Origin of the sequence: Verrucosispora sp. TAA-831 (assembly GCF_050780145.1) — a bacterium.
Lineage (GTDB): Bacteria > Actinomycetota > Actinomycetes > Mycobacteriales > Micromonosporaceae > Micromonospora.
The window spans coordinates 3354439-3380509 of the sequence record NZ_CP192240.1; the positions used below are offsets into that span (position 1 = coordinate 3354439).

Annotated in this window: 20 protein-coding genes; 8 read left to right on the forward strand and 12 right to left on the reverse strand. The window is 73.4% G+C overall.

All coding sequences use genetic code 11. The features are described from left to right. Window positions 1–13 precede the first annotated feature (13 nt). On the reverse strand, window positions 14–2029 hold the full coding sequence (locus ACQVFL_RS15225) for a beta-galactosidase (protein ID WP_431729679.1): 2016 nt from the start codon (window positions 2027–2029) through the stop codon (window positions 14–16). Window positions 2030–2187: 158 nt separating this feature from the next. On the opposite strand from ACQVFL_RS15225, the gene ACQVFL_RS15230 reads away from it, so the two are divergent. Next, window positions 2188–4530, forward strand: a complete 2343-nt coding sequence (locus ACQVFL_RS15230; protein WP_431729680.1) for a TIM-barrel domain-containing protein — start codon at window positions 2188–2190, stop codon at window positions 4528–4530. A gap of 109 nt (window positions 4531–4639) precedes the next feature. Here the strand turns inward: ACQVFL_RS15230 and ACQVFL_RS15235 are convergent, their stop codons facing one another. Genes ACQVFL_RS15235 through ACQVFL_RS15245 form a run of 3 tightly spaced genes read right to left on the reverse strand, consistent with a single transcriptional unit; the run spans window position 4640 to window position 8335 of the window. Next, complete coding sequence (locus ACQVFL_RS15235) at window positions 4640–5623, reverse strand: carbohydrate ABC transporter permease (RefSeq protein ID WP_396695494.1); 984 nt, start codon at window positions 5621–5623, stop codon at window positions 4640–4642. Continuing rightward, complete coding sequence (locus ACQVFL_RS15240; RefSeq protein ID WP_431729681.1) at window positions 5620–6627, reverse strand: ABC transporter permease; 1008 nt, start codon at window positions 6625–6627, stop codon at window positions 5620–5622. Before ACQVFL_RS15240 ends, ACQVFL_RS15235 begins: the two co-directional genes overlap by 4 nt. Before the next feature lie 43 nt (window positions 6628–6670). Further along, window positions 6671–8335, reverse strand: a complete 1665-nt coding sequence (locus tag ACQVFL_RS15245; RefSeq protein WP_396695498.1) for an extracellular solute-binding protein — start codon at window positions 8333–8335, stop codon at window positions 6671–6673. A gap of 211 nt (window positions 8336–8546) precedes the next feature. On the opposite strand from ACQVFL_RS15245, the gene ACQVFL_RS15250 reads away from it, so the two are divergent. From ACQVFL_RS15250 to ACQVFL_RS15275, 6 genes are all read left to right on the forward strand, one after another. Continuing rightward, window positions 8547–9764, forward strand: coding sequence for an ROK family transcriptional regulator (locus tag ACQVFL_RS15250; protein WP_431729682.1), 1218 nt, complete (start codon window positions 8547–8549; stop codon window positions 9762–9764). Window positions 9765–9993: 229 nt separating this feature from the next. Continuing rightward, window positions 9994–12441 carry a glycoside hydrolase family 3 C-terminal domain-containing protein gene (locus ACQVFL_RS15255; protein ID WP_431729683.1) on the forward strand — a complete coding sequence of 816 codons (2448 nt, stop codon included), beginning with the start codon at window positions 9994–9996 and terminating at the stop codon, window positions 12439–12441. Then, window positions 12438–13502: a LacI family DNA-binding transcriptional regulator gene (locus ACQVFL_RS15260; RefSeq protein WP_396695504.1), complete on the forward strand. Its 1065-nt coding sequence runs from the start codon at window positions 12438–12440 to the stop codon at window positions 13500–13502. The genes ACQVFL_RS15255 and ACQVFL_RS15260 overlap by 4 nt, the downstream gene beginning before the upstream one ends. Window positions 13503–13548: 46 nt before the next feature. After that, the gene (locus tag ACQVFL_RS15265) at window positions 13549–14763 is read left to right on the forward strand and encodes a hypothetical protein (RefSeq protein WP_431729684.1); all 1215 of its coding nucleotides are present in this window, start codon (window positions 13549–13551) and stop codon (window positions 14761–14763) included. Between the two features lie 159 nt (window positions 14764–14922). Further along, on the forward strand, window positions 14923–15516 hold the full coding sequence (locus ACQVFL_RS15270; protein WP_396695508.1) for a pyridoxamine 5'-phosphate oxidase family protein: 594 nt from the start codon (window positions 14923–14925) through the stop codon (window positions 15514–15516). A 245-nt stretch (window positions 15517–15761) separates the two neighbouring features. Further along, window positions 15762–16103 (forward strand): RNA polymerase-binding protein RbpA, encoded by a 342-nt coding sequence (locus tag ACQVFL_RS15275; protein ID WP_046564157.1) that lies wholly within the window; start codon window positions 15762–15764, stop codon window positions 16101–16103. A gap of 64 nt (window positions 16104–16167) precedes the next feature. On the opposite strand, the gene ACQVFL_RS15280 is transcribed toward ACQVFL_RS15275, so the two are convergent. The 4 genes from ACQVFL_RS15280 to ACQVFL_RS15295 all read right to left on the reverse strand — a co-directional run bounded on the left by ACQVFL_RS15280 (window position 16168) and on the right by ACQVFL_RS15295 (window position 20965). Next, window positions 16168–16710: an FxsA family protein gene (locus ACQVFL_RS15280; protein WP_431729685.1), complete on the reverse strand. Its 543-nt coding sequence runs from the start codon at window positions 16708–16710 to the stop codon at window positions 16168–16170. Between the two features lie 90 nt (window positions 16711–16800). Beyond that, complete coding sequence (locus ACQVFL_RS15285) at window positions 16801–17607, reverse strand: polyprenol monophosphomannose synthase (RefSeq protein ID WP_431729686.1); 807 nt, start codon at window positions 17605–17607, stop codon at window positions 16801–16803. 30 nt (window positions 17608–17637) lie between these two features. Next, entirely contained in the window at window positions 17638–19254 is a 1617-nt protein-coding gene (gene lnt / locus ACQVFL_RS15290; RefSeq protein WP_431729834.1) for an apolipoprotein N-acyltransferase, read from the reverse strand. Window positions 19255–19387: 133 nt separating this feature from the next. Beyond that, a complete protein-coding gene (locus ACQVFL_RS15295) occupies window positions 19388–20965 on the reverse strand; it encodes an FAD-dependent oxidoreductase (protein ID WP_431729687.1) in 1578 nt (525 codons plus the stop codon). A gap of 72 nt (window positions 20966–21037) precedes the next feature. Between ACQVFL_RS15295 and ACQVFL_RS15300 the strand changes: the two genes are divergently transcribed. After that, window positions 21038–21619 (forward strand): helix-turn-helix domain-containing protein, encoded by a 582-nt coding sequence (locus ACQVFL_RS15300; protein WP_431729688.1) that lies wholly within the window; start codon window positions 21038–21040, stop codon window positions 21617–21619. A 407-nt stretch (window positions 21620–22026) separates the two neighbouring features. Here the strand turns inward: ACQVFL_RS15300 and ACQVFL_RS15305 are convergent, their stop codons facing one another. The 4 genes from ACQVFL_RS15305 to ACQVFL_RS15320 are packed head-to-tail and all read right to left on the reverse strand — an operon-like array spanning window position 22027 to window position 26070. Next, window positions 22027–23355 carry a glutamate mutase L gene (locus ACQVFL_RS15305; protein ID WP_431729689.1) on the reverse strand — a complete coding sequence of 443 codons (1329 nt, stop codon included), beginning with the start codon at window positions 23353–23355 and terminating at the stop codon, window positions 22027–22029. Next, on the reverse strand, window positions 23352–23744 hold the full coding sequence (locus tag ACQVFL_RS15310) for a hotdog domain-containing protein (RefSeq protein ID WP_431729690.1): 393 nt from the start codon (window positions 23742–23744) through the stop codon (window positions 23352–23354). The genes ACQVFL_RS15305 and ACQVFL_RS15310 overlap by 4 nt, the downstream gene beginning before the upstream one ends. Next, on the reverse strand, window positions 23741–24502 hold the full coding sequence (locus ACQVFL_RS15315) for an OAM dimerization domain-containing protein (RefSeq protein WP_431729691.1): 762 nt from the start codon (window positions 24500–24502) through the stop codon (window positions 23741–23743). Before ACQVFL_RS15315 ends, ACQVFL_RS15310 begins: the two co-directional genes overlap by 4 nt. Further along, entirely contained in the window at window positions 24499–26070 is a 1572-nt protein-coding gene (locus ACQVFL_RS15320; RefSeq protein ID WP_431729835.1) for a lysine 5,6-aminomutase subunit alpha, read from the reverse strand. Before ACQVFL_RS15320 ends, ACQVFL_RS15315 begins: the two co-directional genes overlap by 4 nt. Between the last annotated feature and the right edge of the window lies 1 nt (window position 26071).

A 26071-nucleotide genomic window follows, 5' to 3' on the forward strand; every position in this document is an offset into this window, starting at 1 on the left:
GTCCCCACATCGATCAGGTCGTCGTCTCGTCACCGGTAGCCGAGGGCAGCCTCTCGCGCAGCACGGCCACACCGCCGGGCGGCAGGGTCACCGCCTCGTCGACCTCGGTGTCGGTGAGCAGGTCGCGGCCCCGGGCCGGTACGCGTCGGGCACGGTCGGTGTGGTTGAGCAGGAACAGCCAGCTCCCGCCGGGGTGGAGGCGGCGGACCGCCTCGACCCCGGCGGGTGCGTCCGGGCAGACCGGGGCGATGTCGGCGGCGCGGGCGGCGGAGTCCAGCAGCCTGCGGTAGGTGGTGTCGTCGGGGCGGGTGGAGACGTACCAGGCGGTGCCGGTGCCGTGGCGGTGCCGGGTGATCGCCGGTGACCCGTCGAGTACCCCACCGGCGTATGTGGTGACCGTCTCCGCCCCGGTCGGGTGGACCGTCTCGGCCCAGATCCGGCCGGTGCCGCCGTCGGCGAGTCGGACCTCGTCGCCGTCGGCGAGCGGGTGGAACTCCTCCACCCGTACGCCGAGCACGTCGCGTAGCGCGCCCGGGTAGCCGCCGAGCCGGATCCGGGCGTGTGCGTCGGCGGTGCCGCTGAGGTACGTGGCGAGCAGGTGACCGCCACGGTGGACGTACGCGCGGATCCACTCGGCGGTGGCGTCGTCGGTCAGGTAGAGGGCGGGCAGGACGAGCAGCCGATACCCGTCGAGGGCCTCGCCGGGCGCGACCGTGTCGCAGCCGTACCCGGCGTGCCACAGGGCCCGGTGGGCGGCGGCGAGTTCCTCGTGGTGGTCCACCCGGGTCGAGGGCAGGCCCGGGTGGCGCAGCGCCCAGGCACTCGAGGCGTCGACGGCCAGCGCCACCGACGCCTCGACCCGGCCGCGTACCTCGGTGAGGCGTTCCAGCACCGCGCCCAGCTCGACCGCCTCGCGGAACACCCGACTGTCCGGCCCGGCGTGCGGCACCAGGGCGGAGTGGAAGCGTTCGGCGCCACCGGCCGACGCCCGCCACTGGAAGAACATCGCGCCGTGCGAGCCGCGGGCCACGTGGGCGAGGCTGTGCCGCAGCATCCGCCCGGGTTCCTTGGTGTGTGCGCGCCCGGTGGTGTGGATCTGCTGGGGGGCGCTCTCCATCAGCAACCAGGTCGGGTCGGCGGCGGCGTGCCGGGCCCAGCCCCGGGCCAGGTCGCCGACGAGCGCGGTCTGTTCCTCGGCACCGCCGTCGACGGCCGACGGGTAGTGGTCGACGGCGACCAGGTCCACCTCGCGGGCCCAGCGGGCGTGGTCGACCGGCACCCAGTCGCCGAGTACGTAGTTGGTGGTGACCGGGGTCTGCGGCGCGACGGCGCGCAGCAGGTCACGCTGTTCGGCGTACGCGGCGAGCAGGGTGTCCGACCAGAAGCGGCGGAAGTCCAGCAGGTGGCCGGGGTTGCCCAGGTACTGGGTGGCGCGGGGGGTGCTGATCTGTGCCCAGTCGGAGTAGTGCTGGCTCCAGAAGCTGGTGACCCAGGCGTCGTTGAGGGTGTCCAGGTCGCCGTAGCGCCCGGCCAGCCACCGTCGGAAGGCGCGGGCGGTGTGCTCGCAGTGGCAGGTGGTGCCGTACTCGTTGTGCACCCGCCACAGCGCCACGGCCGGGTGCCGGGCGTACCGGTCGGCGAGGGCGGCGGTGACGCGGCGGGCGGCGGAGCGGTAGGCGGGGGCGGCGGCGCAGTAGGTGTCGCGGCTGCCGTGGTGCAGGCGGACCCCGTCGACGGTGACCGGCAGCGCGCCCGGGTGGGCGAGGGAGAACCAGGGTGGCGGGCTGGCGGTGGGGGTGGCCAGGGCGACCCGGATGCCGCCGTCGTGCAGCAGGTCGAGGACCTGGTCGAGCCAGTCGAAGCAGTACTGCCCGGGGGCCGGTTCCAGGCGGGACCAGGCGAACACGCCGACGGTGACCAGGGTGACCCGGGCCCGGCGCATCAGCGCGACGTCCTCGGCCCAGACCTCCGCCGGCCACTGCTCCGGGTTGTAGTCACCGCCGTAGCAGAGCCGACCGTCGTGCCACATCGTCCACCATCCGCCGGATTAGTTGATGTTCTGTCCAAACTAGGGAGGTGGTTTGCCCATGTCAACGGCGCCGATAGTTTCGGCATCGATGATCCTCGTTGACAGTTCGTTGGGTAATTAAAGAAACTATCCGCACCGCCGTAGCCTGAGGAGAGCCGATGCCGTACCGACCGCCGTTGGTGCCGTACGAGACGTTCGTGGCCGACCCGCCCGACCTGCCCGTCCGCTCCCCCGGCGAGGACGGCACAGCGGTGGTGGGGCGGGCCGAGTTCGTCGGCGGCGACACCTCCGGGGCCACCTTCAAGGCGGCGCTGGCCGACGGGGTGACGGCGGTGGTCCGGGTGGAGGCCGCCGGTGACGGCGTGATCCGGGTCCGGCTCGCCGAGGACCCCCAGGCACGGAGCCGGTCCGCGCGGGCGGTGACGCTGGTCCACCCCCAGACGCGGGCGGCGACCGTGACCGCCGACGACCGGTGGGTACGCGTGGACGCCGGATCGGTCGTCGCCGAGATCCGGCTCGACCCGTGGCGGATCCGGTTCCTGCGCCCCGACGGCACCGTCCTGCTGGAACAGGACCCGGGCACGGTCGACATCAGCGGCCGGCGGCGCACGCTGCCCTTCGGCCGCTCCACCGTCGACGGGGTCCGCGTGGCCTGGCACGAGAGCTTCGTCGCGCCCGGCGACGAACGCTTCGTCGGTTTCGGGGAGAAGTTCACCCCGCTGGACAAACGCGGCCAACGGGCGCTGATGTGGAACTTCGACGCCTTCGGCAGCGAGTCCGACCGCTCGCACAAGAACGTGCCGTTCTATCTGTCCGACCGGGGCTACGGGCTGCTGGTCGACAGTGGCCTGCCGGTGCAGTTCGACGTCTGTCAGTCCACCCACAGCACGGTGCAGATCCTGGTCCCCGACGACCTGCTGGACTACTACGTGCTGGCCGGTCCGACCCCCGCCGAGGTGCTGGACCGCCTCGACCGGCTCACCTCTCGGCCGTACCTGCCGCCGCGTTGGGCCTTCGGCACCTGGATCTCCTCCGGCTTCTACCCCGACAGTCAGGAGAAGGTGCTGGACCGGGCGCGCCGCATCCGCGAGCGCGACATCCCCTGCGACGTGCTGCACCTGGACTGCTACTGGCAGGTCGCCGGGAACTGGTCGGACCTGCGCTGGGACGCCGAGGCGTTCCCCGACCCGGCCGGGATGCTGCGGACCCTCGGCGAGCAGGGCTTCCGGGTCTGCCTCTGGATGAACCCGTACCTGATGACCGGCAGCCCGCTGTACGCCGAGGCGGACCGCGCCGGCTACTTCCTGCGCCGCCCCGACGGCAGCACGTACGTCGCCGACGTGTGGCACGGCAGCTACCCGGTCAGCGCCATCGTGGACCTCACCAACCCGGCCGCCGTCGACTGGTTCACCGGTCTGCTGCGGCCCCTGCTGGAGCAGGGCGTGGCGGTGTTCAAGACCGACTTCGCCGAGGGGGTGCCGGCCGACGCCGTGGCCCACAACGGGATGACCGGTGTCGAGCTGCACAACGTCTACAGCCTGCTCTTCAACGACGTGGTCGCCCAGGTCACCGAGGAGGTGGCCGGTCACCGGGCGGTGTGGGCGCGCTCGTCGTACCTGGGTGGGCAGCGGCACAGCGCGCAGTGGAGCGGCGACGTCAACGCCACCTGGCCGGCGCTGGCCAGCACGTTGCGCGGCGGGCTGTCGCACGGCCTGTCCGGGGTGCCGTTCTGGAGCCACGACACCGGCGGGTTCCACGGCACCCCGGAACCCGACCTGTACGTCCGCTGGTTGCAGTTCGGGGCGCTGTCGCCGCTGCTGCGGCTGCACGGCACCACCAGTCGGCTGCCCTGGGACTTCCCGGCCGAGACCGAACGGCACGCGGTGGCCGCGCTGCGGCTGCGCTACCGGCTCATGCCGTACCTGTGGTCGGCGGCGGTGCAGGCCGCCCGCACCGGCGCGCCGATGATGCGCGCCCTGCTGGTCGACACGCCGCAGGACCCGACGGCCTGGACCACCGACCTGCAGTACCGCCTCGGCACCGACCTGCTGGTGGCGCCGGTGCTGGACGCGACCGGCGGGCGCGACATCTACCTGCCGGTCGGGGACGACTGGATCGACGCGGCCACCGGCGAGCGGCATCCGGGCGGGCGGCACCTGCGGGTCACCGTGCCGCTGTCGCGTACCCCGCTGTTCGTGCGGCACGGCACGCTGCTGCCGCTGGTCGCGCCGCACCCCACCGTCGGCGACCGGCCGTTCCGCGACGTCACGCTGGTCAGTTGGGGTGCCGTCGCGGGCCGGACGGTGGTGCACGACGTCGACGGCGACACCGTCATCGAGGCGTTCCGCGACGGCGACGAGTTGCGGATCAGGACGCGAGGGCCACTGCTGGTGGGGCAGTTGGCGTTCGCCGGGGTCGGCGAGTCCGACCTGCCGGCCCGGTCACTGCTCAACGGTGCGGCGGTGACCGTCGTGCCCTTCGCGGGCTTGTTCCCCGCCTAGGGCCGACCGTCGCGCGTGACGCCCGGCTGGACGGAGTCGGGCGTCACGCGCGACGGGGCCGGACCCACCCGGGTCCGGCCCCTGCCGAGCGGCGCCGCACCGCGCCCGGTCAGCCCTTCACCGCGCCGGTGATGACACCCTTGGTGAAGTGCCGCTGCACGAACGGATAGATGATCACGGCGGGGATGACCGTCACGATCACCACGGCCATCTTGACCGCGAGCGTCGGCGGGTACGCCGACACGCCGGGCAGGCTCACCGACGCACCGGAGACGTTCGGTGACTGTCCGGCCAGGATGTAGCTCTGGAGGACCCGTTGGATCGGGAACTTGTCGTTGGAGTCGATGTAGAGCACCGCGTTGAAGTACGCGTTCCAGTAGCCGACCGCGTAGAAGAGACCGACCACGGCGATCACCGCCTTGGACAGCGGCAGCACGATCCGGGTGAGGATGCGCAGCTCCCCCGCGCCGTCGATGCGGGCGCTGTCGAGCAGTTCGGCCGGCACGTTCATGAAGAACGCGCGGATCACCACCAGGTTGAACACGCTGATCGCGCTGGGCAGGATCAGCGACCAGATGCTGTCCTTGAGGCCCAGGCCGGTCACCACCAGATAGCTCGGCACCAGCCCCGGGAAGATCAGGAACGTCAGCAGGAAGTAGAACAGCAGCCCACGGTGGCCGACCGAACCGGGCCGGGACAGCCCGTACGCGGCCAGCACGGTGAGCAGCAGGCTGACCGTGGTGCCGAGCACGGTGACCAGGGTGCTGATCCACACCGCCCGGGTGACGTCGCCGCCGCTGAAGATGGTGATGTACGCCGACGGGTCGATCTCCCGGGGGATGATCACCATGCCACCCGCGTCGTCGATGGTGCCGCGCGAGGCGAGGCTGGTGACCAGCACCGCCCAGAGCGGCACCAGCACCGCCGCGACCAGCAGGGTCAGCACGACCCCCTTGCCGATGGTCAGCGACGTCGAGGGGCGGCCCGCCCACACCGGGCGACCGGTGGGGCGTCGCCGTGGCGGTGGCGCGGGTCGCCCCGCTGTTGTCGGTGCCGCGGGCACCGGCCCGGCACCACTGAGCTGTGCGGTCATGATTTCGCGTACACCCCCTGCTCACCGAGCCGGTGCGCGACCTTGTTCGCGGTGATGATCAGGGCCAGGCCGACCACCGCCTTGAACAGGCCCGCCGCGGCGCCGAGTCCCCACTGCTGGGTACTGATCGCCTGGTAGTAGACGAACGTGTCGAGCACCTCGGCGGCCTCCCGGCCGACCGCCTCGCGTTGCAGGATGAACTGCTCGAAGCCGACCGAGAGCGCGTCGCCGAGCCGCATGATGAGCAGCAGCACGATCACCGGACGCAGACCGGGCAGGGTGATGTGCCACAACCGACGCCACCGTCCGGCCCCGTCGGCCGCCGCCGCCTCGTACAGGTTCTGGTCGATCGCGGACAGCGCGGCCAGGAAGACGATCGCGCCCCACCCGAGGTCCTTCCAGACCGCCTCGGCGGTGACCAGCACGATGAACGTGTCCGGGTTGGTCATGATCTCCCAGGGCTGCATGCCGGCCTGGCGCATCTCCTGGGCCAGCAGTCCGGCCCCGCCGAACATCTGCACGAAGAACGTCACCACCAGCACCCAACTGAAGAAGTGCGGCAGGTAGACGACGCTCTGCACGAACCCGCGCAGCCGCCCGGAGACGACGCTGTTGAGGATGAGCGCCAGCAGGATCGGCAGCGGGAAGAAGAACACCAACTGGAAGGCGGTGATGCTCAGCGTGTTGCGGACCGCGTCCCAGAACAGCGGGTCGCGGAAGAGGGCCTCGAAGTTGCCGAAGCCGATCCACTCACTGTTGAGGAACGCGTCCAGCGGGTCGTCGCCGACGAACGGGTTGTAGTCCTGGAAGGCGATGACGTTGCCCAGCGTGGGCAGGTAGTGGAAGACCAGCAGCAGCAGCGCCGCCGGGGCGGCCATCGCCAGCAGCGGCCAGTCGCGGCGCAGCCGGGCCCGCAGGGTGTGCCGCCCACCGCGCCGGGGACGCCGCGGTGGCGGCGTCCGTCCGGCGGGTGGTCGCTCCTCGACGGTGCCGGGGGCGCTCATACCGGTCCCCCGGCACCGGTCGGGCGCACGGTTGTCCGCCCGTTCATCGGCCGTTGTCGGCGAGCGCCTTCTCGTGGAACGCGCGGCCCTCCTCGCCACCGGTGTCCAGGAACTCCTTACGCACCTGGGCCAGGTCGCTGACCGGGCGACGACCGCGCAGGATGTCACGGATCTTGTCGTCGGTCGGTTGGATGATCTTCGACCAGTTCGCCGGCAGCTCCAGCTTGATCCCGGCGAACAGGTCCTTCTCGATCGAGGCGATGTTCGTGCGGTAGTAGCCCAGGTAGTCCTGCACGAAGTGGGGCGTGTCGCCGCTGCGCACCTTGACCGGCACCCGCCCGCCGATGTGGGTGTACTGCGCGCCCAACTCGGTACGGCCCCGCTCGGTCAGCGTCGGCGTGCCGTCGGCGCCCCGGGTGAAGTGCTGGCCCTCCACGCCGTACTCGCGCAGCTCGAACTCGCGGCTGCCGAACGGCGCGGCACACCAGTTGAGCACCCGCAGCAGCTCGTCGACGCGCTCGGCGGACAGGTCCTTCTTGAGGAAGGTGTAGAAGATCGGCTTCTCGCTGCCCCAGATGACCGGTTGGGCGCCCGGCGCGCCGAAGACCGGCAGCGGCTGCATGTTGAAGGTGGGCAGTTCCTTGACCCGTTCGCTCTGCATGCCCTGCCAGGCGCCGAGCCCGTCCCGGTACATCAGGATCTTGCCGGAGTTGAAGAGCTGCTTCTCGTCGGCGCCCTTGCTGGCCACCGTGTCCGGATGCACCAGGCCCTCGGCGAACAGCCGGGCGGTGAACTCCAGCGCCGCCTCGAAGGCCGGGTCCTCGAACTTGTGCTGTAGGCGGCCGTCGGGCATCTTGCGCCAGCGCTCGTGACAGCCGAAGTACTGCTGCACCATCTCGAAGACGCTGCCGAAGGCCCACACACCCTTGGCCGGGTCGGTGGCCTTCTTGCCGAACTCGTACAGCTCGTCGGGGCTGGCCGGGGCGGCCAGCCCGGCGGCGTCGAGCAGATCCTTGCGGTAGAACATGGCCCACGCGAACGGCCCGTCGGTGGGAAACGGCACGGCGTAGAGCCGCCCACCCCAGACCGAGTACTCCCAGGCGCCGCTGGGCAGCGCCGCCAGATACGGGTACTTCGCCGCGTTGTCGCCCTGGAGGTGGTCGGTCAGGTCGGTGAACAACGCCTTGACCGCGTCGGAGAACCGGGCGACCTTGTCCACCTCCCAGTTCGGCGCGGACAGCAGCTCCGGCACGTCGCGGGCGCCGAGCATGGCGTTGAGTTTGTCGGCGTAGGTCAGGCCGTCCTGGAGGCTGGGGTTGACCTCGACGCCGAGCTTGCCGTTGACCGCGGCGAGGTAGGAGTTGCGCCCCAGCGGCGGCGGAGTCGGGCCCCACCACGGACTCATCGTCTGGATCGGCGGGCCGCCCCGGCCGGGCTGCTCGGTGACCGCGTCGACGAGTTCGCGGGGGTAGCTGAGGTAGCCGTCCGGGATCGGGCCCTCGCCGGGGATGTCCGGCTTGAGCAGCTCGACCCGCTGGTAGGTGGGCAGCACCGCCTTGATGGCGTCGGCGCTGGTGGCGCTGCCCTGGCTGCCGGCCTCCTTGCTGCAACCGGCCAGGGCGCCGCCGCCCACGGTCGCGGCGGCGCCGAGGCCGATCAGCCGCAGCATGGTGCGGCGGTCGGTGGATGTGCGCGGAGAAGGTGTCACGGCGCACTCCCTTCGTCGTCGATAACGGTTTGCGGAGCGGGGGACTCCGGCTAGGATTAGTTGGGGTTCTAGCCGAACAAACTAATCGACGGCTATCCCGTCCCACAAGACAGGGCGTGCCGGCGGCCCGGACGGCGTGGTCGGTCCCGCCACCGCGGTACGCGATGATGGACGCGCGCGCCACGACACCGGCGCAGGGAGCGGGCAGATCGTGATCAGCATCCAGAACGAGCCGCAGCCGACCGACCTCGGTGACGTGCGGGTCGCCAACCGCGCGGTGGTCCTGCGGCACGTCCGCCTGCACGCCCCCTGCTCCCGCGCCGACATCGCCGCCCGCACCGGCCTCAACAAGGCCACCGTCTCCAGCCTCGTCAGCGAGCTGCTCGACCAGCGGCTGGTCCGCGAGACCGGGCTCACCGAGAACCGGGTCGGCCGTCCCGCGACGATGCTGGTGCTCGACGGCGAGCCGTACGCCGCACTCGGCCTGCAGGTCGGCGCCGACGAACTGGTCGCGGTCGCCATCGACCTCGGCGGCAACCGGCTGCTCACCTGGCGTCGGGCCTTCGCCGCCGACACCGCCTCCCCCGCCGAGACCCTGCGCGCCCTGACCGCCCTGGCCCGCCGCGCGATCGGCCGGGTCACCGCACAGGGCCGCACCATGCTCGGCCTCACCGTCGGGGTGCCCGGGCTGGTCGACCCCGCCGGGGCGGTCCCGCTGTCCGACGCCCTCGGCTGGCGGGACGTTGCGGTCGCCGACGACCTGCGCGCGGCCCTGCGGGAACCCACCTTCACCGTCGGCGTGGACACCGTCGCCAACCTCGCGGCCCTGGCCGAACAGCGACACGGCGCGTACGCGGGCACCGCCGACCTGGTGCACCTGGCCGGCGGCATCACCGTCGGCGCCGGGATCATCGCCGCCGGCCGGCTGCTGCGCGGTGGACGCGGCTTCGCCGGCGGCATCGGCCACCTGCCCGTGGACCCGACCGGGCCGCCCTGCGACTGCGGCGGCCGAGGCTGCCTGACCACCCTGGTCGGACTGCCCGCCGTGGTCCGCCGACTGCTGCCCGACGCCGAGGCCGACTGCCCGGTCACCGACTACCTGCCCGAGCTGACCCGGATCGTGACATTGGCCCGCCAGGACGACCCCACGGTGTGCAACGGCCTGGCCGAGACCGGCCGGCACCTCGGCCGTGGCGTGGCCGTCCTGGCCGACCTGCTCAACCCGGAGGCGGTGGTGCTCGGCGACCACTTCGCCACCCTGGCGCCCTGGCTGCTGCCGGCGGCCCGCTCCGAGCTCGCCGCGCGGGCCCACGCCCCCGGCGCCGGCGGCGTCCGGCTCGACGCCTCCACCCTGGACACCGCGGCGGCGCTCGGCGGCGCCACCGCGGCCCTGGCCGCCGTCGAGGCCGGACGGTTGCCGACCCGCTGACCTGGGCACCGCGCACCGAGTCTTGACCGGACCGGTCGATGGTGCCAACCTCGAAGCGAGCCGCTCCGCTCGGGCACCCGGGGCGGCTTGCTTTCCACGGCTCGTCGAAGCGCTTCACCTGCGTCCGGGACGACGACCGTCACCCCACCGTCACCTGCGATGCCGCTCGGCCGTCCGCCGTCGAAGCGCTTCGACCTCCGGCGCGCCGGGCACTGGAAGGCGATCCACCATGACCGACCCCACCCTGCCCGCACCCCGGGACCGGATCGATGACCTGCTGGCCCGGCTCACCATGCCCGAGAAGATCGGCCTGCTGCACCAGTGGCAGGCAGCGGTCCCCCGGCTCGACCTGCCCCCGTTCAAGACCGGCACCGAAGCGCTGCACGGCGTCGCCTGGCTCGGCACGGCCACCGTGTTCCCCCAGGTCATCGGCCTGGCCAGCAGTTGGGACCCGGACCTGATCCGGGCCGTCGGCGCGGCCGTCGGCACCGAGGTCCGCGCCAAGAACCACGCCGACCCGCAGCGCGTCGGCCTCAACGTCTGGGCACCCGTGGTCAACCCGCTGCGCGACCCGCGCTGGGGCCGCAACGAGGAGGGCTGGTCGGAGGACCCGTGGCTGACCGGCCGGCTCGCCACCGCCTACGCGCGGGGGCTGTGCGGTGACCATCCCGAGCGGCTGCGGACCGCCCCCACGGTCAAGCACTTCCTCGGCTACAACAACGAGACCGACCGGGCCACCACCTCCAGCGACCTGCCGCCCCGGGTGCTGCACGAGTACGAACTGCCCGCCTTCCGGGCCCCGATCGCCGCCGGTGTCGCGGTCGGCGCGATGGCGTCGTACAACCTGGTCGACGGGGTGCCGGCGCACCTGAGCCCACTCATCGACGGCGAACTGCGCCGGTGGGCGTCGGACGAAATGCTGGTGGTCGGCGACGCGGGTGCGGTCGGCAACCTCACCGACGTGCAGGACCAGACACCCGACCACGTGCACGGATTCGCCGCCGCCCTGCGTGCCGGGATCGACAGCTTCACCGAGAACCACACCGACAGCGCCCCCACCCGGCGGTGGTTGGCCGAGGCACTCGACCGGGGCCTGATCTCGGCGTCCGACGTGGATCGGGCGGTACGGCGCATCCTGTCGGTACGGCTGCGCCTGGGTGACCTGGACCCGCCGCACGACGACCCGTACGCCGCCACCCCCGCCGACGTCGTCGACTGCCCGGCCCACCGCGACCTGGCCCGGCAGGCCGCCCGCGACTCCGTGGTGCTGCTGCGCAACACCGGCCTGCTGCCCCTGCCCGCCGGCACCCGGGTCGCCGTGCTCGGCCCGCTGGCCGACACCGTCTACGAGGACTGGTACAGCGGCACCCTGCCGTACGCGGTCACCACCTACCAGGGGTTGGCCGGGCGGCTGCCGCAGGTCACCACGCACCCGGGCACCGACCGCGTCGCGCTGCGCGCCGGTGACCGGTACGTGGGCTGCCCGGACGCCGCCGACGGCGGCCCGCTGACCCTCGGCGCCGACGCCGCCCACTTCGACGTGTTCGACTGGGGACGCGACACGGTGGCGCTGCGGGCCGTCGGCAACGGCCGGCACGTCGGCGTCGACGACGACGGCGCCCTGCGCAACGACCGCCCCGGACCGGGCGGCTGGGTGGTGCGCGAGACGTTCCAGTTCGACCCGCTGCCCGCCGGCACCGTCCTGCTGCGTCACCTGGCCACCGACCGGTACGTCACCGTCGACGCCGACGGGCGACTGCGCGTCGACGGCGACGACCGGCAGGCCGCCACCGCCTTCGGCATCGACCTGGTGACCGACGGCGCGGCCGAGGCCGCCGCGCTGGCCGCCGACGCCGACGTGGCGGTGGTGGCGTTGGGCAACCACCCGATGGTCAACGGCCGCGAGACCGAGGACCGGGTGGACCTGGCCCTGCCCGCCCGGCAGGAGGCCATGCTGCGTGCCGTGCACGCCGCCAATCCGCGCACCGTGCTGGTGGTGACCAGCAGCTACCCGTACGCGATCGGGTGGGCGCAGCAGCACCTGCCGGCGGTGCTCTGGTCCGCGCACGGCGGGCAGGAGCACGGCCGGGCGCTGACCGACGTGCTGCTCGGTGACGCCGACCCGGCCGGCCGGCTCACCCAGACCTGGTACGCCGACACCGCCGACCTGCCCGACCTGCTCGACTACGACGTGATCGGCGCGGACTCCACCTACCTGTACTTCCGGGGCGAGCCGCTGTACCCGTTCGGCCACGGCCTGTCCTACGCCCGCTTCGACTACGCCGACCTGCGGCTGAGCGCCGACACCGCGTCGGTCGACGAGACCGTCGAGGTGAGCGTGGAGGTCACCAACAGCGGCACCCGGCCGGGCGTGGAGGTGGTGCAGCTCTACACCCGGCAACGCCGCTCCCGGGTCAAGCAGCCGCTGCGGCAACTGCGGGACTTCGACCGGATCACCCTGGCTCCCGGACAGAGCCGCAGGGTCACGCTGCGGCTGCGCACCGCCGAGCTGGGCTGGTGGGACGCCGACCGGGGCGCGCTCGTGGTGGAGGACGCCACCCACAGCGTGCTGGTCGGCCGCTCCGCCACCGACGTCCGGCTGATCGGCGCGCTGGCGGTACGCGGCGACACGGCGGCCCGGTCGGCGCGGCTGCACAGCGCGAGCGGGGCCCGGTGAGCCGGCGGGCGTCGGGTCAGCCCACCATCGCCGACGTGGCCCGGCACGCGGGTGTCGCGGTGAGCACCGTGTCGTACGTGCTCAGCGGCAAGCGGGCCATCTCCGAGCTGACCCGCAACCGGGTGCTGGCCAGCATCCGGGTGCTCGGCTACCACCCGAACGCCGGGGCGCGGGCGCTGGCCAGCCGCCGCTCCAACGTGATCGCCCTGGTGCTGCCGCTGCGCTCGGGCATCCAGGTGCCGGTGGTGATGCAGTTCGCCACGGCGGTGGTGACCTCGGCCCGCCGTCACGACCACGACGTGCTGCTGGTGACCTCCGACGAGGGGCCGGAGGGGCTGCGTCGGGTCGCCGCCGGGGCGCTCGTCGACGGGGTGCTGGTGATGGACGTGGAGTTGCACGACGTGCGGGTGCCGCTGCTGCGGGGGCTGGGTCGCCCCAGCGTCCTGATCGGCGTACCCGCCGACACCGCCGGCCTGACCTGTGTGGACCTGGACTTCCACCGGGCCGGCCAGGTGTGCGTGGAGCACCTGGCGGGCCTCGGGCACCGGCGGGTGGCGCTGCTGGGTGCGCCGGCCGCCGTCTACGACCGGGGCACCGGGTTCGCCCACCGGACGCGGGCCGGTGTGGTGGAGGCGGCTGCCTCGCACGGCGTGGAGGCGGTGACGATGCCGTGCGAGGAGAACGCCGCCGACGTACGCCGTCGGGTGGTGGAGTTGTTCGCCCGGCACCCCGACCTGTCCGGCCTGGTGGTGCAGAACGAGTCGGCCGTGGGCGCGGTGCAGGCGGCGCTGGCCGGGTTGGGGCGGCGGGTGCCGCACGACGTGTCGATGGTGGCGGTCTGCCCGGACCAGTTCGCCGAGCACGCCGGTCCCCGGCTCACCTCGGTGCCGGTGCCCGCCGAGGAGATCGGTCGCCAGGCGGTGGCGTTGCTGATGCGCAAGTTGGCCGAGGAACCGGTGCCGGAGACGACGCTGTTGGAGCCCCGGTTGACGGTGCGGGACAGCACCGCCGCCCCGGCGGTCGACACGGCCTCGTACGGCGGTGCGGCACCGGTGCGGTGACGGGCCGACGGGACGGTGGTGGACGGCTCACTAGACTGCCCGTTCGATGGACGTCCAGCCCGCCCCCACCGCCGACACCCGCCCCTGCGCCCACTGCGGCCGCGACGTGCCGCAGCGCGTCGGCGCGGGCCGTCCGTTCCGGTACTGCCGGGACAACGACGGCGCCTGCCAGCGGGCCTCCCGCAACAGCCGGATGCGCCACCGCAACGCCCCCGGCCTGCCCGGTCAGGTGGCCCGCACGTGGGAGGCGGTGGAACGGCTCGACCAGATCGTCGAGACGTTGACCGAGGCCCTGCACGCCGAGCTGTCCCCGTCGGGGGTGCAGCGTCAGGTGGCGCAGGTCCGGGCGGAGACCGCCGGTGAGGTCGCGGCGGCGCAGGCCGAGCGGGACGAGGCGGTGCGGGCCGCCGAGGACGCCGCCGCCCGCGCCGAACGGGACCGCCGGGCGGCCGAGACCGCCGCCGTCGACCGGGACGCCGCGCGCGCCGAGGCCGCCGGGTCCCTGGCCCGGGCCGACGCCGCCGACCAGCGTGCCGAGGCCGCCGAGACGGCCCGGGACGAGGCGCGGCGCGCGGCGGTGGCCGCCGAGGCGCTGCGCACGCAGGCCGAGGCCGACCGGGACACCGCCCGCGCGCAGGCGGACACCCTGCGGGCCGATCTGGACACCGCCCACCGTCGCGTCGCCGACCGCACTGCCGAGCGGGACACCGCCCGCGCCGAGGCCGAACGGGTCGCCCACGCCCTCGGCGAGGCCGCCGCCGAGGTGGAGCGGCTGCGGACCGAGACGGACCGGGCCAACGCCGCCGCCGACCAGGCCCGCGCCGACGTGGAGCAGGCCCGGACCCACCTCGCCCAGGCCCGCGCCGACGCCGAGCAGGCCCGGTCCGAGGCGGCGCGGACCCGTGCCGCCGCCGACGCCGACCGGGCCCAGGTCGCGGCGGCCCAGGCGGAGGTGGCGGCGGTGCAGGCCGAGATCGAGCGGACCCGCACCCAGGCGACCGCCGACCGGGACCGGGCCCAGGCGGTGGCCCGGCAGGCCGCCGGGGACCTGGCCGCCGCGCTCGCCGACGTCAGCACGCTGCGCGCCGACCTGGCCGCCGCCCGGGCCGCCGCGGGCACCGCCGAGCGGGGGCTCGACGACGTGACGGTACGCCTGCGCGCCACCGAGGCCGACCGGGACGACGCCCGCCAGCGGGTGGCGCAGTTGGCCGCCCAGGTGGCGGAGCTGGCCACCGCCCTGACCCGCCGCGCCACCTCCTGACCCGCCGCCCGCACACCCTTGTTGATCAAGAGGTTCGGGCGCGAATGGTGGCCCTGTCCCCGCCCAAACCTCTTGATCGACGCATGCCGGGGCGGTCGCGTGTGTCGAGGGCTGGGAAGGGGGCGGCGGGGTGGGCGGGGACTCGCCGATGATGGGCGGATGGGGAAGACCTACGAACGCATCGACGGTCGGCTGCGGGACTTCATCGAGGCCCAGCCGATGTTCTTCACCGCGACCGCGCCGCTTTCCGGTGACGGCACGGTCAACCTGTCGCCGAAGGGCCTGCGGGGGTGCCTGGCGGTCCTCGACGAACTGACCGTGGCCTACCTCGACTTCGCCGGCAGCAACGCCGAGACCATCGCCCATCTGCGGGAGAACGGCCGGATCACGCTGATGTGGTGTGCCTTCTCCGGGCCGCCGTCGATCGTGCGGGTGCACGGGCGGGGCGAGCCGGTGTTCCGCGACGACCCCCGCTTCCCGGGGCTGCTGGCCCGCTTCCCGGACATCGACAGCACCGCGCACGGGCTGCGGGCGGTCATCGTGGTGCACGCCCGGCTGATCCGCGACACCTGCGGGTTCGCGGTGCCGCTGATGACCTACGACGCCGACCGGGACCTGCACGGCCGCCGGTTCGCCCGGGAGGACGACGCGTCGCTGGACGCCTACTTCGCCGGCAAGGACGACGTCGCCACCAGCATCGACGGCCTGCCCGGGCTGCCGCTGCCGCTGCCACCGACGCCCCGGGCGGGTTGATCACGGCGCGCCGCCGCCCACCGGCCCCGGCCCGGTGCGTGCGAGGGCTACGATCTCCGCTGGCGGCGACGGTCCGCCGAGACGACCCGGCGGGCGGACCCGACCGGGTACGCGTTGCGGCCCGCTACCCTTGACCCGTACCCGCCGTGCTGCCGGACGTCAAGACGGCGGCCACGGGGAATGGCCCGGCGACGGCGGACCGTTACACCGATAGGACCAGCACCACCACAGAGGGGAAGTCGATCATGGGCGAGCGTATGCTGCGCGGTAGCCGACTGGGCGCGGTCAGCTACGAATCCGATCGCAACACGGAGCTCGCGCCGCGGCAGACCCGCGAGTACCTGTGCGCCAAGGGTCACCAGTTCGAGGTGCCGTTCGCCGTCGACGCCGAGGTGCCCACCACCTGGGAGTGCAAGTTCGACGGCAGCGTGGCACGGCTGGTCGACGGCAGCGAGCCGGAGCAGAAGAAGGCCAAGCCGCCGCGTACCCACTGGGACATGCTGCTGGAGCGGCGTTCGATCGCCGAACTGGAGGACATCCTCGCCGAACGGCTCCAGGAGGTCCGGACCCGTCGCGGTCGCGCCTGACCGGTCACACCACCGACGCCCCGGGAGATCATCTCCCGGGGCGTCGTCGTGCGCGGTGTCGCGTTCAGCGCGGCTCCACGATCTCGCCCTCGATGGCGCGCCCGTCGTCGACGACCGGCTGCTGCTGCGGCGGGGTCTGCGGGGCGGGGGCGGGCTGCTCACCGGCCGGCTGCTGCGGCGCACCCCGGTACACGTGCACCCGGCGCGGCCCGAACAGGTCACCGGCGGTCATCGACGACACCCGCCGCTCGGCGGACCGTTGGATGCCGCCACGGGCCAGCCGGCGCACCGGCGGCACCAGCAGCACCAACCCCACCACGCCGCTGACCAGCCCCGGCGTGGCCAGCAGCAGCGCACCGAGCAGCCCGATCAGCCCGTCGGTGACCTGACCACCGGGCGGCCGACCGGACTGCGCCGCGTCCCGGAAGCCCCGCCAGGCCCGGATCCCCTCGCGGCGTAGCAGGACCAGTCCCAGCAGCGAGGCCGCGAACACCAGCAGCGTCGCCGCGCCGAAGCCGATCGCCCGGCCCACCACCACGAACACGGCCAGTTCCGCTGCCAGGGACACCAGCAGGGCCAACGGTACGAACTTCACTGTCCGGCGCATCTCACCCCATCCGCCTCACGGCGCTCGTCGTCGGACGGCGCGCCCGGCGGGGCGCAGCCGTCCCGTCCGTCCAGCATGACACGCTCCGGCTCACGGCCAGCGGGCCCGCCCCACCGTCGCCGCCTGCCAACCCTGCCGCACCGCGCTACGCCGGTCGCGTACCGCCCAGCCGGTGATGCGCCACAGCGCCTCGGCCACGATCAGCGGGCTCATCTTGCTGTCGCCGCGTTCCCGCTCGGCGAACGTGATCGGCACCTCCACGATCCGCGCCCCCGCCCGGTGCGCCAACCGGGACAGCTCCACCTGGAACGAGTACCCCTGCGAGCACACCGACTCCAGGTCCACCGTGTCGAGCACACCGGCCCGGTACACCCGGTAGCCGCCGGTGGCATCGGCCACCGGCATACCCAGCGCCAGCCGCGCGTACAGGTTGCCGCACCGCGACAGCAGCAGCCGCCGCAGCGGCCAGTTCAGCACCCGGGCGCCCCGCGTCCACCGCGACCCGATCACCACGTCGGCGTGCCGGGCGGCGTTCAGCAGCGCCGGCAGGTCCTCCGGGGCGTGCGAGCCGTCGGCGTCCATCTCCACCACCGCGTCGTAGCCGCGTTGGCGCGCCCACGCGAACCCGGCCAGGTACGCCGCACCGAGTCCCTGCTTGCCCTCCCGGTGCAGCACGTGCACGTGGGTGTCGCCGCGCGCCAGCCCGTCGGCGATGCGGCCGGTGCCGTCGGGACTGTTGTCGTCGGCGACGAGGATCTCCACCTGCGGCGCGGCGGCCCGCACCCGCCGCACGATCGCGCCGACGTTGTCGGCCTCGTTGTAGGTCGGGATGACCACCAGCACCCGACCCACACCGGGCACCCCGGTCGCAGCCGGACGGATGTCGGTCCTGCGCATCACCGCTGCCCCTCTCCGGGCAGCCGCCGCCTATCCGGCTCGGCCGCCCCACCGGCGCCGCACCAGGGCCGCCCCGACCAACGCGGCCACGGACAGCCCGGCCAGCACCACCTCGGGCAGCACCCCGACCCGGGTGGCGAGGGTGCGCCCCTCGGTCAGCCGCAGCTCACGCACCACGACCGCCTGGGTGTTGAACCCGGTGGCGTCGCTTACCCGCCCGTCCGGGGAAACGAACCCGGACACCCCGACCGTGGAGGCCATCAACGCGGGCCGACCGTGCTCGACGGCCCGCAACCGGACCATCGCCAACTGCTGGCGCGCCTCTGCCACGTCGAAGGTGGCGTTGTTGGTCTGCACCACCAGCACCTGCGCCCCACCGACCACGGTGTCGCGCACCAGCCCGTCGTAGGCCACCTCGAAACAGATCACGTCGCCGAGCACCGCCGCCGGGGTCCGCACCACCCCCGGTTCGGTACCGGCCACGAAGTCGGCCCGGACCCGGTCGACCTGGTCGCTGACCATCCGGGCGATACGCCGCAACGGCACATACTCGGCGAACGGCACCGGATGCCGCTTGACGTAGAGCTGCTCCAGGTCGGGGCCGCTGCCCGGCCGCCACAGCAGGCCCGCGTTGCGCACCTGCCCCTGCTCGGGGCCGGTCAGCACCGCACCGACCAGGATCGGTACGCCGATCGCGTCGGCGGCCTCGGAGATGCGGATGTTGGCCGACGGGTTGCGCAGCGGGTCGATGTCGCTGGAGTTCTCCGGCCACACCACCAGGTCCGGGCGGGCCCGGGTGCCGGCGGCCACCTCACCGGCCAGGGCGATAGTGGCGTTCACGTGGTTGTTCAGCACCGCCTGCCGTTGGGCGTTGAAGTCCAACCCGAGACGGGGCACGTTGCCCTGCACGATCGCCACGGTCACCGTGTCACCGGTGGCCGTGGTGCTCACCGGCACCAGCAGCCCCCCGCCGACCAGCAGCACCAGCGCCGCCGCGCATCCGGCGGCCGGGGTCCACCAGCGGGCACCGGCGGCCCGCCGGGCCCGCTGCGTCCACCACACGCCGGTCACCAGCAGTCCACCGGCCGTGGCGACCGCGAACGTCACCAGCGGGGCACCGCCGACGGCCGCCAACCCCAGCAGCGGGGAGCCGTCCTGACCGAACGCCAGCCGCCCCCACGGGAACCCCCCGAACGGGGTGCGGTCCCGCAGCGCCTCCTGCCCCACCCACAGCACACCGGTCAGCGCCGGCCACCCCGCCGGATACCGGTCGGCCAGCGGCGACACCCACGCGGTGCCCAGACCCAGCAGCGCCAGGTAACCGGCCTGCAACAGCGACAGCAGCACCCACGGCAGGTAGCCGGTGTGCAGGTTCGTCCAGGACAGCAGCGGCGCGAACAGCGCCAGCCCGGTCAGGAAACCCAGACCCGCCCCGGCCCGCAGTCGCCGCCGGTGCGTCGCGGCGGCCAGCAGCGCCACCCCGACCGGCGCCAGCGGCCACCACCCGTACGGCGGGAACGCCACCAGCAGCGCCAACCCGGCGGCCACCGCCATCCCCACCGCCACCGGCAGGGGCAGCGGCCGGGGCGTACCGGCCGACCGGCAGGCGGTGGGCCGGACGGTGTCGGCGCGGTCCGCGGTCGTCACGGGGGCGTCAGGCGGGGTCACGCGCCGAAGGCTACCCGCCCGGCGGACCCCGACGCCGACGCGGTCACCGGCCTCGTCGCCGCCGGTGACCGCGTCCCGCGCTGCCGCCCCTGCGGCGGCCACGTGGGGTGTCTCAGCGGCGGCGGGCCACCAGCACGGCGTCGCGGACGACCGTCTCCCGACCGTCGTGCACCGCCGTCCGGGGGCGGCTCTGCGTCACCAGCACCTCGAACCGCTGCGGGTCCAGGTCCGCGGCGACCTGCTCGGCGGTGAACATCATCTCCGGGTAGCGGGCGCGGTGACCACCGACGTGCGTGTCACCGGGGTCGTGCCCGACGATCAGCAGCCGCCCGCCCGGGGCCACCGCCTCGGCCAGCCGCGCGAACATCTCCCGCCGCGCGTCCGGCGGAAGCTGCATGAACTGCGCCGACACCAGGTCGTACGCGCCCGGCGGCGGCGACCAGCTCAGCAGGTCCGCGTGCGTGAACTCGATGCGCGCGGCGACCTGCGCACCGGCGTCGCGGGCGTGCGCGGCGGCCCGCTCCAGGGCGGTGGCGGAGATGTCCACGCCGGTGACCTGCCACCCCTGTTCGGCCAGCCACACCGCGTCGGCGCCCTCACCGCTGCCCACGTCCAACGCCCGGCCCGGCGCGGTGCCCGCCACCTCGGCGACGAGCTGCGCGTTGGGTCGGCCGCTCCACATCGACGCCCGCGACCGGTACCGCTCCTCCCAGGCCGCCTCGGTGAACATCTCCTCCCGTTGCCGCCGACGCGCGGCCACCGCGAGGCGGGTGTCCTCCTCGACCAGGTCGGCGTTGATCGCCGCCCCGGCCGTCAGGCCCGCCCCGGCGGCCCGGATCACCTGCGCCGACACGTCGGTGACGTTGCCGGCCACCCACACCCCGGGCACCGTGGTGGCGCCGGTCGCGTCGGCCGCGATGCGCCGGCCGATCACGTGCCCGGACATCTCCACGTCCTCCGGGACCAGCCCGAGCGACTCCAGCAGCGCCGACCGGGCGGTCATGCCCGTCGCCACCACCAGCGCGTCGAGCGCCACGACCTCCCCGGAGGCGAGCCGTACGCCGGTGAGCCGGTCCTCGGCCACCGTCACCGCCGTCACCTCGCCCGGCACCACCCCGACCTCGCGGGCCGCCAACCGCTCGGCCTGCTCGGCGTCCGGCGTCGGCCCCTGGTGCGTCAGCAGCAGCACGTGCGGGCTCCACTGCCGCCACAACAGCGCCTGGTGCACCGCGAGGGGCCCGGTCGCCAACACCCCGACGCGCCGGTCCCGCACCTCCCACCCGTGGCAGTACGGGCAGTGCAGCACGTCCCGGCCCCACCGCTGCGCCAACCCCGGCACCGGCGGCAGCTCGTCGACCAGGCCGGTGGTGACCAGCAGCCGCCGTGCCCGGACCCGCCGGTCGCCGTCGACGGTCACGACGAAGGCGTCCCCGTCGCGGGTCACCGCCTCGACCCGCCCGTCCACCACGTGCCCGCCGTGCCCGGTGACCTCGGCACGGCCGGTCGCCGTCAACTCCGTCGGCGGCGAGCCCTCCCGACCCAGATAGTTGTGCACCCGGTCGGCGGGCGCGTTGCGGGGCGCTCCCGCGTCCACCACCAGCACCGAGCGGCGCGCCCGCGCCAGGGCCAACGCCCCGGCCAGCCCGGCCGCGCCGCCGCCGACCACCACCACGTCGTATCCGTCGTCCATGCGTACCCCCTCGTGACCTGTGCGGCTCCACGCTGCACCCCGCCCGCCGAAACGACAAGTAATGTTGCCGCTATGGCAAACGACGAAGCGACGGTGCTCGCGGAGGTCGGCCCCCGGCTCCGCGCCCTACGCAAACGACGCGGCACCACCCTGAGTGAACTCGCCGACACCACCGGCATCTCCGTCAGCACCCTGTCCCGACTCGAATCCGGCCACCGCCGCCCCACCCTGGAACTACTCCTGCCACTGGCCCGCGCCCACCAGGTGCCCCTGGACGAACTCGTCGGCGCGCCCGCCGTCGGCGACCCCCGGGTCCGCCCCCGACCGATCGTCCGCCACGGCATGACGTTCCTGCCGCTGACCCGCCGCCCCGGCGGCGTCCAGGCGTTCAAGCAGATCCTGCCGCCACACACCCCCGCCGACCCGCAACCGGCCTCCCACGAGGGCTACGAATGGCTGTACGTGCTCTCCGGCCGCATCCGGCTGCGCCTGGGCGACAACGAGATGATCCTGCACCCCGGCGAGGTCGCCGAGTTCGACACCCGCGTGCCGCACTCCGTCGCCAACCCCGACCCGACCCCCGCCGAAGTCCTCAACCTGTACGGCCCCCAAGGCGAACGCCTGCACGTACGGGCCCGACCCGCCACCGACTGACCACACGAAATCGGGGCGCGGCATACGCCGCGCCCCGATGCTCCCAGGCCCTTCCCAGCCGGTGCGGCGGGAATGAGGCACGCCGACCTTCGGACCGACCAGACGGTGACTGGCTGTCCCCGTCGGGCCGTTGTCTACTGGCCGTGCACCCCACCCTGCCCGTACACCGGTAACCGCGGCCGGTTCGCGCCGCCCCGCCGACCCCCGCCCGCTGGACCTGGCCGCCGCGACAACCGTCGCTCGGCCAGCGGACGAAGGGACGAAGCGAACAACAGCCGCTTCCCGTGGTAGGACTCAAAGACGGTACGTGGCGCACCCCCGACCTTGTCAACCCACCCCCGACGAGTCGCCACACCGGCACGGCGTGTCGCGCTCACCGTCACCGTCCGCGACCGACCCGACACCGGTCACGCCGACACCAGCGGCCCCAGCAACGCCCGCGCCGCCCCCGGATGCTCCGCCGCCAACAACCCCGCCGCCGCCAACACGTAGTCGACGTCCACCATCGCCCGCGCCGCCCTCGGCACCGCCCACCCACCCGCGTGATCACCCAACACCGCCCGCCACACCGGCGACACCTCACCGTCGCGGGCATGCCGCAACACCCCACCCGAGCCCACCAGCAGCCGCACGTCCCGCAGATCCCGACCGGCCCGCTCACCGGTGCCCACACCCCGGGCGTGCCGCCGCACCGCCACCGTCGCCGCCAACGCCGCCAACCGGCCGTCCGACGCCCGCCCCGCCGCATCCGACGGCAGGAAACCCGGATCCGCGGCCCGCACCGCCGCCTCGGCCGCCAACGCCTCCCGCTCGCCGTCACCGACCAGCCGCTCCTCCACGGCCGCCCGCACCACCCCCGGCGCGCTCCACCGCATCCCCAGATCCCCCTCCACCGTCCGCGCCCGCCACAACGCCCCGGCCACCTCCCGACCCGGCCCGTCGGCCCGCTCGTCCGGAGTCAACACCGAATACACGTCCGTGGTGGCGCCCCCCACGTCCACCACCACCAGATCGCCACCGACCGCGTCCGCCAACACCTCCACCCCGGTCAGCACCGCGTCCGGCGTCGCCGCCCGCACCAGCCGCCCGAACCGCGTCCCCCGCGACAGACGCTTACCGCCGATCACATGCCGCAGGAACACCTGCCGGATCGCCGCCCGCGCCGACAACGGCGCCAACACCCCGATGCGCGGCAACACGTTGTCGGCCACCGTCACCGGCACCCCCGCACCGGCCAACACCGCCGCCAACTCCGCGCGCACGTCGACGTTGCCGGCCAACACCACCGGCACCCGCCACCGCGCCCGCGCCAACCGCGTCGCGTTGTGGGTCAGCGTCTCGGCGTCCCCACCGTCGGTGCCACCCACCAGCAACACCACGTCCGGACGCGCCGCCCGCAACCCGGCCAGCTCCGCCCGCCCCAACCGGCCGGCGGCCACATGCACCACGTCGGCCCCCGCCGACAACCCCACCCGCCGACCCGCCTGCGCCGTCACCAACGGCTCGTACCCCACCACCGCCAACCGCAGCCCACCACCGGCCGACGAACACACGAACCACGGCACGTCCCGACCACCCACCCCGGTCGCCGCCACCGCCGCGTCCAGACCGTGCAGCACGTCCGTACCCACCGTCGTCGGCACCGACGCCGCCGCCACCAACCCACCACCGGCCAGGTCGACCACCGCCACCTTCGTGAACGTCGACCCGACGTCGGCGCAGACCGCGACACTCATACCGGCGCGGGCACGACCACCGTGCCGGTCGCCGACACCGCCACCACCGGCACCTCCAACACCTCCGCCGCCGACCCACCCCGATCCGGCCGCCCCCGACACACCACCCGCGCCTCGAAGTCCAACGTCCGGCTGCGGGAACCCACCCGCGTCACCGTCGCCACCACCTCCAGCACGTCACCGGCCCGCATCGGCGCCCGGAACTGCACATCCGAGTACGACGCGAACAACCCCTCGTCCCCATCCGTACGGATGCACACCTCCGTGGCCACGTCACCGAACAATCCCAACGCGTACGCCCCGTCGACCAGGTTCCCCGCGTAATGCGCATGCGCGTACGGCACATACCGCCGATGCGTCACCGTCAACCCCACCCGAGGATCCGTCATGCCGCCCCCACCTTCCGACCCGTCACCAACGCGTGCACCAGATACGACGCCACCTCACCCGGCGTGGTGCCCCGACCGAAGATCCGATCCACCCCCAACTCGGTCGCCTGCGACTCGTCGAACCGCGGCCCACCCACGATCAACAACGGCCGCCGTCCCGCCGGCAACGCCTCCCGGAACGCCGCCGACATCTCCCGCGTGTTGTGCAGATGCGCGTCCCGCTGCGTCACCACCTGCGACACCAACACCGCATCCGCCCGCGCCGCCCGCGCCGCCTCCACCAACTCCGGCACACTCACCTGCGCACCCAGGTTCGTCACCGACAACTCCCGGTAGTACTCCAGACCCTTCTCCCCCGCGATCCCCTTCACGTTCAGGATCGCGTCGATGCCCACCGTGTGCGCATCCGTGCCGATACACGCCCCCACCACCGACAACTTGCGCCGCAACCGCCGCTTCACCACCGCGTTGACCTCCTTGGCCGACAGCAGCGGAAAGTCCCGCTCCACCACCTGCACCGCCGACAGGTCCACCAGATGATTCACCCGCCCGTACACCACGAAGAACGTGAACCCGTCACCCATCTGCTTCGCGTGCACCAACAACGCCGGATCCATCCCCATCCGGTTCGCCAACTGGATCGCCGCACCCTCGGCCCGCTTGTCGTGCGGCACCGGCAACGTGAACGACACCTGCACCATGCCGTCACCGGTGGTGTCCCCGTACGGCCGCACCACCGGACCCTGCGACGCGCTCACGCCACCGCCTCCAGGATCTCCGTCGCCGGGTTGTAGTAGTCGGCCTCGTGCGCCGCCACCCCGTCCAACCCCTTGCCCCGATCCGCCGGTCGCTTCATGATCCCGAACGTGCCCTCGGCGATCGCCGTCAACAACGACCGCTCACCGATGCGCTCCAACAACTCCACCGCCTCACCCAGCACACGGTGCGCCCGCTGCTGGATGAACCCACCCGGCGCCGGCACGAAGTCCTCGTGCAACCCACCGGCGGCACCCAACACGTACCGCACGTTCTGCAGGGCGATGTCCCGATCCGACAACCACGGCGTCACCACCGCCTCCGTCATCATCCCCACCAGCAGGATCCCCTGCCCCGTCATGGCACCCACCAGATTGAAGAACCCGTCCAGCAGATTGCCCCGGAACACGTCACCGGTCATGTGCTTCGTCGGCGGCATCCACTTCAACGGCGCATCCGGGAACAACTCCCGCGCCAACAACGCGTGCGCCAACTCCAACCGGAACGACTCCGGCACCTCCGGATTGATCTCGAACGCGTGCCCCAACCCCAACTGCCAGTCCGCCAACCCCGCCTCGTGCGCGAAGTACTCGTTCAACAACTGCGACACCGTCACCGTGTGCGCCTCGTCCACCGCGTCCGCAGTGGTCAGATAGTTGTCCTCACCGGTGTTGATGACGATCCCCGCCCGCGCGTGCACCTGCCGCGAGAACCGCTGGTCCACGAACGTCCGGATCGGATTGATGTCCCGGAACAGAATCCCGTACATCGAATCGTTGAGCATCATGTCCAGCCGCTCCAGGCCCGCGAGCGTCGCCATCTCCGGCATGCACAACCCCGACGCGTAATTCGTCAACCGCACATACCGGCCCAACTCCCGCGACGACTCGTCCAACGCCGCCCGCATCAACCGGAAGTTCTCCTGCGTCGCGTACGTCCCCGCGAACCCCTCCCGGGTCGCCCCCTCCGGCACGTAGTCCAACAACGACTGACCCGTCGACCGGATCACCGCGATCACGTCCGCACCCGCCCGCGCCGCCGCCTGCGCCTGCGGAATGTCCTCGTAGATGTCCCCCGTCGCCACGATCAGATACACCCACGGCCGCCGCACCGGATCCCCGAACCGCCGCACCAACCGATCCCGCTCCGCCCGCCGCCGATCGATCCGCCGCACCCCCGCCGCCACCGCCCGCCGCGCCGCCCGCCGCGCCACCGTCGCCGACCTCCCCGACGGCACCACGAACCGCACCGACCCCGCCGCCGCCTTCTGCGCCAGCAACGTCACATCCGAGATCTCCTCACGCGCCAACGCCTCGAACACCGGCGCCGCCACCCCGTGCCCCAACCCCACATCCGCCACCACCGCGTCCACCAACCGGTTCACCCACGGGATACCGTCCGGATCGGCCCCCGCCACCCCGGCCAACCGCAACACCGCACGCTCCACCGACACCGTGGTGTGCCCCCGCGCCAACTCCACCACCGGCTGCCCGACCCGCCGCGCCAACTCCCGCGCCCGCGCCACCACCACCGGATCCAGATCCAGCTTCCCGCCCGAGAACCCACTCACC